Origin of the sequence: Dyella sp. (assembly GCF_036384435.1) — a bacterium.
GTDB lineage: Bacteria > Pseudomonadota > Gammaproteobacteria > Xanthomonadales > Rhodanobacteraceae > GSA-30.
On record NZ_DASVMI010000135.1, the window covers coordinates 35377 to 51879 of the forward strand.

A 16503-nucleotide genomic window follows, 5' to 3' on the forward strand; every position below is an offset into this window, starting at 1 on the left:
AGCGTGCGCCAGTTGCCGCCAAACCAACAGCTTTAAATAGTCCAGGCAGACGCAAGTGCTTGATCTGGAAAAGGCGTTCGACTGGCGGGACCGCCCTGGTCGGCGTAAACTACGCGGTTCGGCAAAACCTGCCTTTGACGATCCTCCTTATCGGTATACGCCATGAGCGGCAAGCTTTTCATCAAGACCCACGGTTGCCAGATGAACGAGTACGACTCGGCCAAGATGGCCGATGTGCTCAAGGCGTCGCATGGCCTGGAGTTGACCCAGGACGAGTCCGAAGCGGACGTCATCCTGATCAATACCTGCTCCATTCGCGAAAAGGCCCAGGAGAAGGTCTTCAGCCAACTGGGGCGTTGGAAGGAGCACAAGCAGGGTTCAAAGCCGGTGCTGATCGGCGTAGGTGGCTGCGTAGCCTCCCAGGAGGGTGACGCGATCATCAAGCGCGCGCCGTTCGTCGACTTGGTCTTCGGCCCGCAGACCTTGCACCGCCTGCCGGAGCTGATCGAGGCCAAGCGCCATACCGGCAAGCCGCAAGTGGACGTCAGCTTCCCGGAGATCGAGAAGTTCGACCGGCTTCCCGAGCCGCGTGCCGAAGGCCCGACCGCCTTCGTATCGATCATGGAAGGCTGCTCGAAGTACTGCTCGTACTGCGTGGTGCCCTACACGCGCGGTGAGGAGATCAGCCGTCCGTTCGACGACGTGATCGTGGAGGTCGCGCAGCTGGCGGCCCAGGGCGTGCGCGAAGTCAATCTGCTTGGTCAGAACGTCAACGCCTATCGCGGCCCCACCCATGATGGCGGCGTCGCGGACCTGGCCGTGCTGATCCACGCCATCGCGCAGATCGACGGTATTGGCCGAATCCGCTTCACGACCTCGCATCCGCTGGAGTTTTCCGACTCGCTGATCGAGGCCTATGCCAACGTGCCGCAACTGGCCAATTACCTGCACCTGCCCGTGCAGGCCGGCTCCGATCGCATTCTCACGGCCATGAAACGCGGTTATACGGCATTGGAGTTCAAGCAGAAGATCCGCAAGCTGCGTGCAGTGCGGCCGGATATCTGCGTATCGTCGGATTTCATCGTCGGCTTCCCTGGCGAAACCGATGAAGACTTCGAGAAGACCATGAAGCTCATTGACGATGTGGGCTTCGACCAGAGTTTTTCCTTCATTTTTTCCTCGCGCCCCGGCACACCGGCCGCCAACTTGGCCGATGACACGCCGATGGCGGTCAAACACGAGCGGCTATCGCGACTGCAGGCAAAGCTCAACGACAATGCGCGTGCGATCAACCAGGCCATGGTCGGCACCGTGCAGCGCGTCCTGGTGGAAAAGACCAGCCGCAAGAACGCTAACGAACTGAGCGGTCGTACCGAAAACATGCGCTATGTGAACTTCCCGGGCCACAGCCGCATGATCGGCCAGTTCATCGACGTAATGATCACTGAAGCCATGACCAACTCGCTGCGCGGCCGCCTGAAACTGGACGGCGAAACGATGGCGCTGGCTTCGTGAGCGACCCGTTGATCATCCGGCAGATCCAGGCGCGGGAATTCGATCGGGTCTGGCCGGTGTTCCAGGCCGTGGTGCCGGCCGGCGACACCTACAGCTACCCACCGGACCTGGATCTTGAACAGGCGCGCGACTGGTGGACTACGCCACCGGCCCGATGCTTCGCAGCCGAGCGACATGGCGAAGTGCTCGGCTGCTACCTGCTTAAGCCCAACCAGCCGGGATTGGGCAGCCATGTCGCCAATGCAGGCTACATGTGGTCGCACCGCAGGCGCGTGGTCAGGGTATCGCCTCGGCGATGTGCGAGCACTCGATGCAACAGGCGCGTCGCGCTGGCTTCACCGCCATGCAGTTCAACTTCGTGGTTTCCACCAACACCGGCGCGGTGCGTCTTTGGCAGCGCCATGGTTTCCAGATCGTCGGACAAGTACCTGGCGCCTTCCGCCATGCACAGCTCGGTCCGACGGATATCTACGTGATGCATCGACACTTATGAGCGAAGGCCTGAATCAGCGCGATTTCTCCCTCGACCCGGCCGACAACGCGCGGCTGGCCAATCTTTGCGGCCCGTTGGACGAACACCTGAGGCAGATCGAACTGCGCCTGGGCGTGGAGATCGACCACCGAGGCGAACTGTTCCAGGTGATCGGCGACGACAGCGCGGCGCGCGCGGCGGAGAGAGTCTTGCGCGCGCTGTACGCGGAGACCGAGCGCGAGTCGCTGACCGGATCGAAGATCAACCTGCATCTGGCCGAGTCGGGCATCGACGCGATCGTGGCCGATGCCGCCGAAAGCGCCCAGGAAGTCACCATCCGGGTCAAACGTGGCGTGATCAAGGGCCGAGGCCCGAACCAGGCGCGCTACCTGCATGCCATCACCACCCATGACATCAACTTCGGTGTTGGTCCGGCCGGGACCGGCAAGACCTACCTGGCCGTGGCCAGCGCGGTCGAGGCGCTGGAAGCCAACCGCGTGCAGCGGCTGCTGCTGGTGCGCCCAGCCGTCGAAGCCGGCGAGAAACTGGGCTTTTTGCCCGGTGACCTGTCGCAGAAGGTCGATCCCTACCTGCGCCCGCTCTATGACGCGCTGTACGAGATGCTGGGCTTCGAAAAGGTGGCCAAGCTGATCGAACGCAATGTGATCGAGATCGCCCCGCTCGCCTATATGCGTGGCCGCACTCTCAACGATTCGTACGTGATCCTGGACGAAGCACAGAACACCACGGTCGAGCAGATGAAGATGTTCCTGACCCGCATCGGCTTCGGCTCCGTGGCAGTGATCACCGGCGATGTCAGCCAGGTCGACCTGCCTCGCCACGTGCGCTCGGGCCTGCGTCACGCCATCGAGGTGCTGCGCGGCGTGGATGGCATCAGCTTTACGTTCTTCACCTCGCGCGATGTCGTCCGCCACCCTCTGGTCGCCAAGATCGTGCGTGCCTACGAAGCATTCGAAGCCGCCGATGGCATACGTGATGCCGGGCACGGCACCCGCGAGAAGCTCGGAACGACGAACTGAGTCGCGGGCATGCCAAACACCACAATCCATGTCAGTTACGGCGTGCCGCGTGCTGGCGTACCCTCAGCAGCCAGTTTCCGCCAATGGACGGACGCGGCCCTGGCGGGCGCGAAACGTCGCAAGGCGACGGAGCTGTCGATTCGACTTGTCGATAGTGCCGAAGGTCGCCAGCTCAATCGCGACTACCGCGGCAAAGACTACGCCACCAACGTGCTGTCATTCCCGGCCGAACTCCCGCCCGGTATGCCCATGCCGCTGATCGGTGACCTGGCCATCTGCGCTCCGGTAGTAACTCGCGAAGCCGCCGAACAAGGCAAGCCCGCGCGGCACCACTGGGCCCACATGACCATCCACGGTGTCCTGCATCTGCTCGGCTACGACCACATCGAAGATGCCGAGGCCGACGTCATGGAGGCCCTGGAAACCCGGATACTCGCAAGACTGGGCATCGCCGATCCCTATGGATGAGAAGTGAGCGAGGAGGAGCTAAGGGGTGAGAAAAGCCATTCTTGCTCCGCCCTCGCCCCCGGATGGAACCCTGGGAGCCGAAGGCCCGCCGACATCTGGGAAGCCCGGTCACGGTCACGCCCACGGCCCGCGCCCCCACTCTCTCCTCCCCGCACCTCTTAAAGGCCCTCCAGTCCCGTATCCCTGAATCGTCACGGTTTTTCCGCTAGACTCCAGTTTCCGCCCGTTTCCGGGCAGTCATCGCAAGCGTAATGAACGAGGACCCTGGCAGTACCAGCGGCCCGGCCCACCGCTCCTGGTGGGATCGACTGGGCCACATGTTTTCCGGCGAACCGCGCAACCGCCAAGAGCTCATCGAAGAGCTGCGCGCCGCCCAGGCCAAAGGCCTGCTCTCCAACGACACCCTGACGATGGTCGAGGGTGCGATCAAGGTGACCGAGCTCAGTGTCGACGACGTCATGGTGCCGCGCACCCAGATCGTCATGCTCTCGGCCGAAGCCCCACTCGCCGACATCCTCGCTACCGTGGTCGAATCGGGCCATTCGCGTTTTCCTGTGCATGGCGAAGACAAAGACGAGATTGCAGGCATCCTGCTCGCCAAGGATCTGCTGAAGTACTTTGGTGACGGACAAACCTTCGACATCCACACCATCCTGCGCCCCGCGGTGCTGATTCCCGAATCGATGCGGCTCAATGTGCTGCTGGCCGAGTTCCGCCACACGCGTAACCACATGGCCCTGGTCGTGGACGAATACGGTGGCGTGGCTGGGCTGATCACCATCGAGGATGTCCTCGAACAAATCGTTGGCGAGATCGACGACGAACATGACGACGAGGAAGAACCCCAGCTCATGCACCCGCAGGCCAACGGCAGTTGGCTCGTTAGCGCACTGACACCGATTGCCGACTTCAACGAGGAAACTGGCGCGCAATTTTCCGACGAGGAGTTCGACACCGTCGGTGGCATGGTCACCTCCGAGTTCGGCCACCTTCCGGAGGTCGGGGAGGAAATAGCCGTGGGCAGCTATCTGTTCCACGTCACCGAAGCCGATGACCGGCGCGTGCAGCAGTTCCGCGTGACCGCGATCACCACCGAACCTTGACGCTCCCTCAGGAGCGAATTCATTCGTGAAGCGAGTCGCGACTCAGGTCGCGGCTTGAAGGTTTTGAAACCACCAATCTGCGACTGAATCACAGATCGCTTCGCGCCTGAAGTCGCTCCTACCTTCACCATCCGAGATACCGCCTCCATGCCCCTGATCGGCCGCCTGCTGCTATTGGCAACCCTCATTCTCGGCTTTGCCTCCACAGCACATGCCGATGTGGCCAATGCGCCCGGGGCCGATCTCGAAGTGGCACTGATCACCTACGGTCCCGGCGATACCTACTGGGAGCGCTTCGGTCACGATGCGATCGAAATTCGCGACACCGTCAGCGGCGAGGCAGTCAATTTCAACTATGGCGTGTTCGATTTCGACGAAAGCGGCTTCCTGCTCAACTTCGCTCGTGGACGCATGCATTACCTGATGGATGCAGCACACAGCGAAGACGACGAACACTATTACGTGGAAACCGGTCGCTCGGTCACACGCCAGAAACTGGCCCTCAACGCCAACCAGGCGGCCGCATTGCGTGACTTCCTGCTGTGGAATCTGCGCCCGGAAAACGCCCGCTACGACTACGATTACTACGTCACCAATTGCTCGACCAAGGTTCGCGACGCACTCGACAAGGCCTTGGGCGGTGTCTTGAAGACCCAGTTGCAAGCGCGCCGTGGCAGCATGACCTATCGCCAGCAGACCGCTCGGCTGATGAGTGCACAACCCTGGTTGATGCTTATTCTCGACCTTGGTCTTGGCCCGTACGCCGACCAGCCGCTAAGCGCCTGGCAGGAAAGCTTCTTGCCCATGGTGTTGCAACGTCAACTTGCGAGCATCCAGGTCAGCGACGGTCAAGGTGGCACTCACCCTCTGGCCACCGACGAGCAAGTGCTGTCACCCAACCGCCTGGATACTCCACCGGACGCCGCGCCAGATCTGCGCCTCCCGCTGGGATTGGCAGGCCTGGCTTTTGCCATGTTGCTGGTGCTGCTCTCTCGTATCGCGCCGACCATGCATGCCCTGCTCGCCACGCTTTATCTGGTGCTCGCTGGCATTGTGGGCGTATTGCTGCTGGCACTGTGGCTGTTCACGACACACCATTCGGCCTGGGCCAATGCAAACCTGCTGATGTTCAATCCGCTGGCCTGGCTGCTGATTGCCGCCGTGTGGCGTGCCCGCCGTCACCGAAGCCCCACCCGGCTGGCTGATACGGCACTGATGCTGCAATTGTTCATGATGCTCGCGGCTGTAGCCATGCACCTCATGCATGGCATCGTGCAGCAGAATCAGCCGTGGCTGCTGTTCGCCCTGCCGTGCTGGCTTGCCATGGCCTTCACATGCCGCAAGAACTCGCGAGCCGCCTGAGTCGTCATTGCCCTGTCGCGTGCCCGGCGGCATCATGCGCGCATGCATGCATCCAGCCCCGCACCAAATCAGGAACCCGCGCTGAAGCCATCCATGGTGGTCAACTGCGTGGCCTATCGCAACGATGGCAAGCGTATCGGCGACATCAGCCTCGACGCCATCAGCGATGTACTTAAGGAACCGGATACCTTCGTCTGGGTGGGCCTGCACGAGCCCGATGAAAGCCTGTTGCTGAAACTGCAGGAAGAATTCGACCTGCACGATCTGGCGATCGAAGATGCCCAGCAGGCGCATCAACGTACCAAAATTGAAGCTTACGGCGATTCGTTGTTCATCGTGGTGCAGACCGCGCAACTGGTGGGCGGCCACATCGCCTTCGGTGAAACGCATATCTTCCTGGGGCCCCGCTATCTGGTGACCGTGCGCCACGGCGCCTCGCTTTCCTATGCGCCGGCGCGACGCACTTGCGAGCACACACCGGAGCTACTCGCTCTGGGACCAAGCTATGGTCTATACGGGGTGCTCGACTTCATCGTCGACAACCTGTTGCCGATCGTGCGCGACATCCGGGAAGAATTGCAGGATCTGGAAAAAGACATCTTCGCCGAAACGTTCAAGCGCCAGACCGTCCGTCGACTGTACGACATGCAACGCGACCTGATGACCCTGCGCCTGGCCGTAGCACCCTTGCAAGACATCATCAGCCAATTGGTGCGTATGTATCCGCACCTTATTCAGGACGAACTTCGCGCGTATTTCCGCGACATCTACGACCATGTCTTCCGGGTCAACGAATCGATCAGCGCGATGCGCGAAATGCTTGCCGCCGCCATCAACGTCAACCTGTCGCTGGTAACCTTCGGCCAGAACGAAGTCATGAAGAAATTGGCCGGCTGGGCTGCGATGCTGGCTGCCCCCACCCTCATCACCAGTTGGTACGGCATGAATTTCACGCACATGCCGGAACTGGCTTCTCCCTGGGCCTACCCCTTGATCATCATCATCGTGATCAGCGTAGTGACCGGGATATTCACGGGACTAAAGCGAGCCAAATGGCTCTAGAAACGCGCATCTCACCGGCGAATCGATCCCCTGGAGCGACTTCAGCCGCGATGCAAGTCGCGACGGGCGCGGCCTGGAAGTCTTAGCCCCCCCCCAATCCGCGACCGGCTCGCAGATGGCGTCGCGAATGAATTTGCTCCCACATGGGACGCCATTGGCGGTTCAGCGCAGTCGCAACTGGGGCCCAAGACCTTCACCGCCCGCCGTGTTGCTCCCAAGGAAGGCACACAGAAAAACGGCCACCCAGAGGTGGCCGTTTTTCCATCACGCCATGACCCGATCGTCACTTCGCGTCAGCGGATGTCCACTGCTTGAGCCATGCGTTGACCGTCTCATGCCATTGCACGCTGTTCTGCGGCTTGAGCACCCAATGGTTTTCATCGGGGAAATGCAGTAGCTGGCTGGGAATGCCGCGACGCTGCAAGGCCGTGAATGCACCCAGGCCCTGGGTGTCGGGAATACGGAAATCCTTGCCGCTGTGCACGACCAGCATCGGCACACGCCAATCCTTGACGTGGTTGACCGGATTGAACTTCTCGTAGTTCTCCGGATGCTCGAACTGTGTGCCGCCATTTTCCTTCTCTTCAAACCACAGCTCTTCGGTGTCGTAATACATCGCACGCGCATCGAAGACGCCATCATGGTCCACGAGGCACTTCCACGGCTGGTTCCACACGCCGGCAATCCAGTACACCATGTAGCCGCCATAACTCGCGCCAAGCGCACAGGCGCGATTGCCATCAAGGAAGCTGTATTTGTCCAGCGCAGCCTTCCAGCCGGTCTTCAGATCCTCCAGCGGCTTGCCGCCCCAGTCACCGGAAATCGATTCGGTAAAGGCCTGGCCGTAGCCCGTGGAGCCGTGGAAGTTGATCGTGACCACCGCAAACCCCTGGCCAGCATAGGTCTGGGCGTTCCAGCGATAGCTCCAGCTATTGGTCATCGCGCCTTGCGGGCCGCCATGAATGATGAACGCCACGGGATACTTCTTGCCGCGCTTGTAGTCGACCGGCTTGACCACGTATCCCTGCACGGTCTCGTTGTTCCAACCCTTGAAGGTAAAGAATTCCGGCTCACCGACACGGGCGTTTTTCAGGCGCTGCGCGTTGTAGTGCGTGACCTGCTTGAGCTCCTTGCCGGTCAACGACGCGGTGTACAGGTCCGCCGGACGCTTGAGATCGTCACGCGACAACAGGATGCGCGACTTGCCCAGCGAGTAAGCGCTCACCGAACCTTCCGACACCAGCTTGCTGGCCTTGCCACTGGCCGTATCGATGGCGAACAACGGATGCTGGCCGTTGTCGTCAGCGGTGGCATAGAGCGTCTTGCCGTCGGCTGAAATCTGCATGCCACCGGGCGTACGATCCCAGGACGGATCGACTTCGTGTTTCTGTCCCGATGCAAGATCCAGCGCCATGATGCCGAAACGATCCGATTCCGAACGCGGCTCCTTCATCGCAAGGTAATAAAGCGTCTTGCCATCAGGCGAAGGAACCGGATAGGCGTCCCAGGCTTGATTGTCGGCGGTCAGATTCTTCGGTGCGGCCGAGCCATCGGCAGGCACGCTGTAGATATCGAAGTTGGTCGACCACGGCTCGCTGTTGCCCGCGAGACGAACATCGAAGTACACCGTGCTGCCATCCGGCGAAAAGGCAAACTCGTCATCGCCGCCAAAGGGCTTGCTGGGCACATCGCCATCCATGCCACGCGTCAGCCGCACCGGCTGCGCGGTATCACCGTCGGTAGTATTGGCAATATACAGCTGCGAACGGCGCCCATCTTCCCAGGTATCCCAATGGCGCACGAACAACTTGTTGTAGACCGTACCACTGGCTTTGTCCGCCGCCCGGCCATCAAGGCGCTCCTTGGTGCAGGCCAGGTCGGAGCAGTCGGTAAACACCGCATAGCTCAGCAGCACCTTGCTACCATCGGGCGATAGCTTGAAGGCGTCCACATCCAGTGGCCCATGGGTCACCTGCGTAGCATCGCCAGCCCTGCCCTGGCTCAGGCTACGACGAAACAACTGCGCGATACCGTCTTTGGCCGTGGTGTAGAAGAAGGCGTCCCCCTGCGGCGACCAGCGTGGCGACGAAGCCTTGTCCACCAGTTTCACCGGCTGGCCGCCTTTGAGATCCAGCAGGTAGATGGCAGTCACCCCCTTGTTGGCCGCGTAGTCGGTCATGCGCACCGTGTAGAGCGCATAGCGTCCATCGGGGGAGAGCTGCGGATCGCCGACGCGATCCATCATGACCAGGTCGCGAATGCCGAACGGATGGGGCGAGTGGCTTTCCACGTCGGCGGCCATCGCCGAGGTGGCTGCCAGGGCGAGTGCCAAGGCGGCAAACAGGGGTTTCATGCAGGGTTTTCCCTTGAACGTGTTACGAAGCCCATGACGTTAAGAGGCGCGAGGGCGTTTGCGCAAGTTCGTTCGCAGCACGGGGGCTGAAGCGGAGACATGAGACGGGTTGCGTGGGCGCAAGGCCGATCGCTTGCGGCCTGTGCGAAGCGCATGGATGACGCATTCGGCTTTCCAGCCCCTGATGATCGACAGGTGCCCCTGGCTATACTGGGGGTTTTGCACTGGGTTAAGCCTGATGTCTGCCCCTCCTTCCACCACCCCGGTCCCTCACGGCGATGACCTGTTTGGCCATCCCAAAGGGCTGTATGTCTGCTTCTTCACCGAGATGTGGGAGCGCTTTTCCTTTTACGGCATGAAGGCGCTGCTAGCGCTGTACCTGATCAAGCATCACGGTTTTTCCGATGCCGACAGCCTGTCGGTGCTCGGCGCATACGGCGGCCTCGTGTACGCCACGCCTGTGCTGGGCGGCATGCTCGCCGACCGTTACCTGGGTATGCGCAAGGCGGTGATCCTGGGCGGCGTATTGCTATGCCTGGGGCATATCGGCATGGCAGTCGAAGGCCACCCGGCTACCGTGGGCGCCGATGGCGTCGTGCATCGTGACGTCTTCGCGCTCGGTGTCTTCTACCTCTCGCTGGCGCTGATCATCAGCGGCGTGGGTTTTCTCAAGCCCAATATCTCCACCGTAGTGGGCAAGCTCTATCCCGAAGACGACCCTCGGCTGGATTCGGGCTTCACCTTGTTCTATGCGGGCATCAATGTGGGCGCGCTGTTCTCCGCGCTGATCTGCGGATATCTCGGCGATACCTACGGCTGGGGTTACGGCTTTGGCGCGGCAGGTATTGGCATGCTCGCAGGTCTGGCCGTCTTCGTGACCGGACAGAAATACCTGCAAGGTCACGCCGAGCCGCCGAACCCGGCCGCCCTGCGGCGCCGCGTGCTGGGACCGATCACGGTGGAATGGGTGATCTACCTGGGTGCGGCGCTGAGCCTGCCGATCCTGTCGGCCCTGATGCAGCTCGGTGGAGCGGTACTCTGGTTGCAGTTGCTTACCATGGCGGCGTGGCTGGGCTGGCTGGCCTGGTACGTGACCACTCGGTGCACGCCAGTACAGCGCCAACAGATGCTTTCCTGCGTATTTTTCGTGGCGATCTGCCTGTTGTTCTTCGCCCTGTATGAGCAGACCTACGGCTCCTGGGTGCTGTTCAACGATCGCATGCTGACCAAAGATCTGTTCCCGACCCTGGTAATCCGCGAGGGTCATCCGGTACCGTGGTCGGTGATCCCGCTTGTACTGAGCCCGATCATGGTGGCTGTCTCGCTGCGTCTGGAAGGCAGCCGGCTACCGGCCGTGCTGCTTGGCACGCTCACCGTGCTCGGTATCGTGCTGATCGTGCGCGATAGCATCGTGCTGCCACAGACCGCCAGCTCGCTTACTTACCTGGGCGCGCTATTCATCGTATTGCTGTCCCCGCTGGCAGCCTGGGCATGGCCCTTTTTGGAGCGTTTTGGACTCAATCCGTCCAAACCTGTCAAAAGCGCGATTGGCCTGGCTTTCGCCGGACTGGCGTTCATACCGCTCTACCTGGGCAATGGCATGGTCGGGCCCGATAGCCTCGGCAGCGTGTGGTGGCTGGTGCTGGCCTACCTGATCATCGAGATCGGTGAGGTTACCCTTGCACCGATCGGCCTGTCCGCGGTGACCGAGCTTTCGGTGCCGCAAGTATGCGGCTTGATGATGGGCGCCTGGTGGCTGGGCACTTCATTTTCCGAGCAATTGGCCTCGATCTTCGGCAAATTCGCAGCCCTGGACATGCCTGCCGACGGCAAGGTCGACATGGTGTTGGCCAAGGCCAAATACGGCGAGCTTTTCCAGCACATGATCTGGCTGGGGCTGGCCTCGGCCCTGGTGGCGCTTTTATTGGCACCCCAGGTGCGTCGCTGGATGCACGGCGTCAAATAACCGGCAGCGGTTGATCCAAATCACAAAATATGGGGTCGGCCGTATGGCTGATCCCCATGGTGTGCGGCCCAGGCCTTCTTGGTACAAAAACTGCGTAGGCCACTGCGAACCACTGGGGAGTCCTCATCATGTCACGCCGCCCATCCGCGGGTTTCACCCTCATCGAGTTGATGATCGTCGTTGCGATCATCGCCGTGCTTGCTGCGATTGCCATTCCGCAGTACCAGACCTATGTCGCACGATCGCAGGCTGTGGCCGCCCTTGATGAAATCACGCCAGGCCGCACGGCTTATGAGACCCTCGTCAACCAGGGCACAACCGACGGCGGAACCTATAGCAACGTAGACAACCTTGGCCTGATCGCAGAAACCGATCGTTGCACGATATCCGTTGCAGCACCCGTCATAGGTGCTGGCTCGATCACCTGCACCCTCAAGGGCAGCCCTGCGGTGAGGGATAGGCACATCGACCTCAACCGCGATGAAAATGGCCAATGGTCCTGTTCGTCAAACCTGGACCCCAAGTACATCCCCGTGAGCTGCAAGGCAACCTGACGCAAACTGACAATAATTGTCACCCCATGACAACCAACGTCAGTTTCCAATGTTACGTGGAAATTTCTCCGCCAACTACGCCACAATCTGAAAGCCCTACACGTCTTTTGGCTTGTTGCTTATTGCCAACCTTTGCACAATCCGAACGCCTGCTGAGCAAGCAGGCCACAACTCCGGGTGCCATGGCACACAAGATGCTGTGATCTCCGGGAGCTTCCTGGTCGTTCCTGACACGTTGAGTAGAGGGGGGCCGGACCTGCCTAGGGGGTACGGGACCGGGGCTCAGGGGGCATCACCAAACTTCAGTTAGCTAACTCAAGAGAAAGAAGGGAACCACCATGAAGAACGCTCAAAAGGGTTTTACCCTGATCGAATTGATGATCGTGGTTGCGATCATTGCCATCCTGGCCGCCATCGCCATCCCGCAGTACCAGACTTATGTGATTCGCTCGCAGGTTGCTCGCGCCATGAGCGAAGCTGGTGATGCCAAGGTGCTGGTTGAAGACTGCATCAACAACGGTAAGACCGCGCTGGGCCAGACTGCCACGACCTGTGATAGCAGCTCGATCACGGGCTCCGATATCCTCCAGGATGGTGCTCAGACCGGCGCATCCGCACCGAACCAGGGCTATCCGCAGATCACGCTCCCTGCTGCGGCAGGCGATAGCGGCAGCATCGTCGCAACGCTTGGCAACAACGCTTCGACCAAGGTGAAGGGTGGCAAGATCACCTGGACCCGCGATCAGAACGGCACCTGGAGCTGCGCCGCCGATGGAACCATTGGTGCGAAGTACGCTCCCGCCAGTTGCCCGGCTGCTGGCACCTGATTTCCAGGCATAGCTTGAAAATCACGAAACGGCGCCACTCGTTGGTGCCGTTTCTTTTTTGGCCGAATGGAAAAAGCTTTGCGCAGCCAAAATGATAAAAAGTGGATGTATGAAATCGGCTGCTTATTTCCTACTTCTAGCAATCAACCTGCTGCCAGCAGGCACCCTGATTGTCTACAGTGACATAACGCTCGAATCGGACCAGATCTTGCTCATCTTCGGTTCGAGCCTACTCAGCTTAATATGCCTAGGAAGCGTCCTGGCGCGCTTTCCTCGTACGGCCATCTTTATCATTTCGATCCTGTCCATCTTCGCCTGGATCGAAACGGTATTCATCCGAAAGTACGGCTGGTCGATTGATGCCAATACACTTTCACTGATTGCCGAAACCAACCCGGGCGAAGCGGCAGATATCGGTAACTCCATCCCGTTAAAATGGTTCGCACCTATCGGTATCCTGATCGCACTAGGTATCACAGCATGGCGCGGATCGGGATCTCTGACACCGGAACTCCCACTGCGGCGTATAGCGATCTATAGCCTCTCAGGATGGCTGGCGACTATCGCCATCGCCGGCTTTCTTGGTCAGGAACCACCCTGGGCCACCGACTCCACCGTTTTTCCTTTACAAAAAGCCGGTCAGGAGCAAGCCTTGCGAGCCGCATTTCCCGCTGGCCTGCCGTGGGTTGCCTACGACTTCGTGCAGGAGCGTGCCGCGCTCAGTCGCGCCATCGAGCAAACGAAGCGTTTCCGCTTTGCGATGGCACCCAAAGGCGAATCACCCCGACGACGCATTTATGTGCTGGTTATTGGTGAGTCTTCACGAGCCGACCATTGGTCCATCAATGGCTATGCCAGGGAAACGACGCCTCGGCTAAAAAAAGAAGACGGCCTGATTTCCTTCACCCGCCTCTACACGCCCTGGACCTTTACGCGACTTGCAGTCCCATTGCTGATCACTCGCAAACCTCCATCGGTGGCGAGCGCTGTGTTCAACGAGGCATCTATCGTCACGGCATTTAAGCAAGCAGGATTTTTTACCGGGTGGATTTCCCTACAAGCTTCTGTCGGCTACCACGAATCCCCCATATCCTTGAGTGCACATCAGGCCGACGAAGTACGCTTCCTGAATCCTGTCGATTATCGCTATCGGGGACAGCATGATGACGCTGCGATTCCGGTCATGCGTGAAATGATTAGCAACACGCAGCGAGATAGCTTCATCGTTGTGCACCTGCTAGGAAGCCATTTTCGCTACGCCGACCGCTATCCCGCGAAGTTTTCCGTATTCCAACCCGACGCAAATGGCAGGGAACAGTTATTCAATCCGAATGACAAGACTTTACTTGTCAATGGTTACGACAACAGCATTTTGTTTACGGACTTTGTAATCGACTCGCTGATTACTACCCTGAGGGACCAGGCGAATGCGGAAACCTGGCTGCTCTATTCGTCCGATCATGGAGAAGCCTTGTTCGACGATTGTCGGATGCAAAGCGGTCACGGCGAATACTCGACCGCCACACAACATGTTTCGGCGCTATTCTGGTATTCCCGCAACTACCAAGACTCACATCCAGCGCAAGTCGAATTCATGAAAAAACATAAAGACAGTTTTGCTTCCACTGCCATGTTTTTCGAAACCATGAGTGATCTGGCAGATCTCAACATCGTCGGAAATCGCCACGACAATAGTCTCGCCGCTGAACCATTACGCAATCCCTTCGAAGTACGCAACGCCGAACAAGCTTTCACCTGTCCATCCCACTAGCATCGATCTACAGGGGTATCTCGATGAAACCGAACATCAAGGGATTCACGCTGATTGAGCTGATGATCGTCGTCGCGATCATCGCCATCCTGGCGGCGATCGCCATCCCGCAATACCAGACCTATGTGATCCGCTCGCAGGTCACCCGCGCGATGCACGAGGCGGCCGATGCCCGTGTACTGGTGGAAGACTGTGCCAGCACCGGCAAGGTACAACTGGGCACCAATGGCGGACAATGCGATGTCTCCACCCTGGGGGCGTCTGACATACTCACAGGCGGTGCGGAAATGGGCCTGACCCCGCCTACCGGCACTGGCGTGCCTCACGTGCAACTGCCGCAAAACGCGACCGGCACGGGATCGATCAAGGCCACCCTCGGCAACCATGTTTCACCCAAGATTGCGGGCGGTTATGTCTTGTGGACGCGGTCAGTGGATGGCTCCTGGACCTGCACGGTCGACAGCCAAATCGGCGTCAAATATGCCCCTGCCGGTTGCCCTGTGGGCAGTTGATGGCTGAACGGATGGTCGCGCTGCAGGCTGTGCCTTAACGCTTTCATCATCCTGGCTGTCCGACATTTCCGTCGAGAGCTTCGCGGAGACGCCACGATGAACAAGTCAAATGGACGGGCGCTGGCCACTACCCTGATCATCCTGGCGATCATCGCCGTGATCGCAGCCGTTGCTGTGCCCTCCTGGCGCGACCACAAGATCGCCGACCACAGCAAGGAAGCGCTGAGCGCTGGCGATGCCGCCAAACTGGTCGTCATGGAAGCCGAAACCATGCGTGGCGGCCTGGCCAACCTACATCCCGGTGACCTGAAATATAACGCCGCGTCCACGCTTGGGCCTTATGTGGCCAAGGTCGACGTGTCAGAGAGTGGGCGCATCACGGTAACCACCAAAGACACGGGCGCCTCGCCCGATCCCGTGTTCTTGCTGACGCCGATGGAAAGCAGCAAAGGAACCGGGCCGACACAACTGGTGTGGAGCTGCGACATCGTCTCGGGCGATACGCGATACAAGCCGGATACCTGCACACGGTCCGCCGACGCGCCTTCGGCGGCAAGCACGGTGTCGATCCCTGGGCATACGACGTCCGCGGCGCAACCGGCTGTCGCAAGTACTAGCAAGCGCTAAAATCCATACAGCTCGTGCTTGCCTCACACTGGCATCCATGGCCCGATAGGCCTCGACTTCACGGGCCAAGACATATCGCGATTCGTGGCTGGCGCGGTAATCCCTTACAGCAACCGCCGCGTTAAACCCATCCCTTAGGTATTGAGCGAAATCGATACTGGCGTCGCTGCCGGAGGCCAGCTGCATCGTGTTCACCGCGACGCAACTGGCGACTGGCAGTGACACGCCGCTCAACACAACCATCCTAGGGGAATACCATGGAACGGAAAAAACAGCAGGGCTTTACCCTGATCGAACTGATGATCGTGGTGGCCATCATTGCCATCCTGGCTGCGATCGCCATCCCGCAATACCAGACCTATGTCATTCGATCGCAGGTCGCTCGCGCCATGAGCGAATCCGGCGATCTTAAGGTGGCCGTGGAGGACTGCCTGAATAACGGGCTGCTCACCTTCGATCCGAATACCAGCTGCGTGGATACGAGCACACCGTCGGATATTCTCGACGGAGGCAAAGCGGCAGTCGCCATGTCAGCTACCACTTCGACCATCATCGCGAAATTGGGGGGGCACGCCAGCAGCAAGATCAAGGATGGAACAGTCACCTGGACAAGGGACGACGCCGGTTCCTGGACCTGCAAGACCGCAGATGGCATCACTCCGAACTACGCACCCGCGTCTTGTCCAAACTGATCCATACGCACTTTGCTTTTCATGCAAGACATGACAAACGGAAGCTGCGCATTGCGGCTTCCGTCTGTTTTGTTCGATTGTTTCCGGTTGCTCATTCTCATTTCTTGAACGGGCCGCCCTGAGGCAAACGAAACAGCAAGCGCCAGATGGCTTGGCTCTTTCAGCGAAATCTCCATCGC

The 16503-nt window shown here is 59.7% G+C and carries 15 protein-coding genes; 14 read left to right on the forward strand and 1 reads right to left on the reverse strand.

The window, feature by feature from the left end:
• Positions 1 to 162: 162 nt before the first annotated feature.
• From miaB to VF436_RS13275, 7 genes are all read left to right on the forward strand, one after another.
• The gene (miaB, locus tag VF436_RS13245) at positions 163 to 1515 is read left to right on the forward strand and encodes a tRNA (N6-isopentenyl adenosine(37)-C2)-methylthiotransferase MiaB (protein WP_330904495.1); all 1353 of its coding nucleotides are present in this window, start codon (positions 163 to 165) and stop codon (positions 1513 to 1515) included.
• A 253-nt stretch (positions 1516 to 1768) separates the two neighbouring features.
• The gene (locus VF436_RS13250) at positions 1769 to 2008 is read left to right on the forward strand and encodes a GNAT family N-acetyltransferase (protein WP_330904496.1); all 240 of its coding nucleotides are present in this window, start codon (positions 1769 to 1771) and stop codon (positions 2006 to 2008) included.
• Entirely contained in the window at positions 2005 to 3027 is a 1023-nt protein-coding gene (locus tag VF436_RS13255; RefSeq protein ID WP_330904497.1) for a PhoH family protein, read from the forward strand. Before VF436_RS13250 ends, VF436_RS13255 begins: the two co-directional genes overlap by 4 nt.
• A gap of 9 nt (positions 3028 to 3036) precedes the next feature.
• Positions 3037 to 3495 (forward strand): rRNA maturation RNase YbeY, encoded by a 459-nt coding sequence (gene ybeY / locus VF436_RS13260; RefSeq protein ID WP_330904498.1) that lies wholly within the window; start codon positions 3037 to 3039, stop codon positions 3493 to 3495.
• A 251-nt stretch (positions 3496 to 3746) separates the two neighbouring features.
• On the forward strand, positions 3747 to 4598 hold the full coding sequence (locus tag VF436_RS13265; RefSeq protein WP_330904499.1) for an HlyC/CorC family transporter: 852 nt from the start codon (positions 3747 to 3749) through the stop codon (positions 4596 to 4598).
• 147 nt (positions 4599 to 4745) lie between these two features.
• A complete protein-coding gene (locus tag VF436_RS13270) occupies positions 4746 to 5960 on the forward strand; it encodes a DUF4105 domain-containing protein (RefSeq protein WP_330904500.1) in 1215 nt (404 codons plus the stop codon).
• Between the two features lie 93 nt (positions 5961 to 6053).
• Positions 6054 to 7022 (forward strand): magnesium and cobalt transport protein CorA, encoded by a 969-nt coding sequence (locus tag VF436_RS13275; RefSeq protein ID WP_414649854.1) that lies wholly within the window; start codon positions 6054 to 6056, stop codon positions 7020 to 7022.
• Positions 7023 to 7305: 283 nt separating this feature from the next.
• Here the strand turns inward: VF436_RS13275 and VF436_RS13280 are convergent, their stop codons facing one another.
• Complete coding sequence (locus VF436_RS13280) at positions 7306 to 9375, reverse strand: S9 family peptidase (RefSeq protein WP_330904502.1); 2070 nt, start codon at positions 9373 to 9375, stop codon at positions 7306 to 7308.
• A 238-nt stretch (positions 9376 to 9613) separates the two neighbouring features.
• Here VF436_RS13280 and VF436_RS13285 point away from each other — a divergent pair, with 238 nt between their 5' ends.
• From VF436_RS13285 to VF436_RS13315, 7 genes are all read left to right on the forward strand, one after another.
• Positions 9614 to 11341 carry an oligopeptide:H+ symporter gene (locus VF436_RS13285; protein WP_330904503.1) on the forward strand — a complete coding sequence of 576 codons (1728 nt, stop codon included), beginning with the start codon at positions 9614 to 9616 and terminating at the stop codon, positions 11339 to 11341.
• A 128-nt stretch (positions 11342 to 11469) separates the two neighbouring features.
• Positions 11470 to 11895, forward strand: coding sequence for a pilin (locus tag VF436_RS13290; RefSeq protein WP_330904504.1), 426 nt, complete (start codon positions 11470 to 11472; stop codon positions 11893 to 11895).
• A 338-nt stretch (positions 11896 to 12233) separates the two neighbouring features.
• Entirely contained in the window at positions 12234 to 12722 is a 489-nt protein-coding gene (locus tag VF436_RS13295; protein ID WP_330904505.1) for a pilin, read from the forward strand.
• A 109-nt stretch (positions 12723 to 12831) separates the two neighbouring features.
• Positions 12832 to 14493: a phosphoethanolamine transferase gene (locus tag VF436_RS13300; RefSeq protein WP_330904506.1), complete on the forward strand. Its 1662-nt coding sequence runs from the start codon at positions 12832 to 12834 to the stop codon at positions 14491 to 14493.
• 23 nt (positions 14494 to 14516) lie between these two features.
• Positions 14517 to 15005 carry a pilin gene (locus tag VF436_RS13305; protein ID WP_330904507.1) on the forward strand — a complete coding sequence of 163 codons (489 nt, stop codon included), beginning with the start codon at positions 14517 to 14519 and terminating at the stop codon, positions 15003 to 15005.
• 96 nt (positions 15006 to 15101) lie between these two features.
• Entirely contained in the window at positions 15102 to 15632 is a 531-nt protein-coding gene (locus VF436_RS13310) for a pilin (RefSeq protein ID WP_330904508.1), read from the forward strand.
• 257 nt (positions 15633 to 15889) lie between these two features.
• Positions 15890 to 16324, forward strand: coding sequence for a pilin (locus VF436_RS13315; RefSeq protein ID WP_330904509.1), 435 nt, complete (start codon positions 15890 to 15892; stop codon positions 16322 to 16324).
• Positions 16325 to 16503 lie beyond the last annotated feature (179 nt).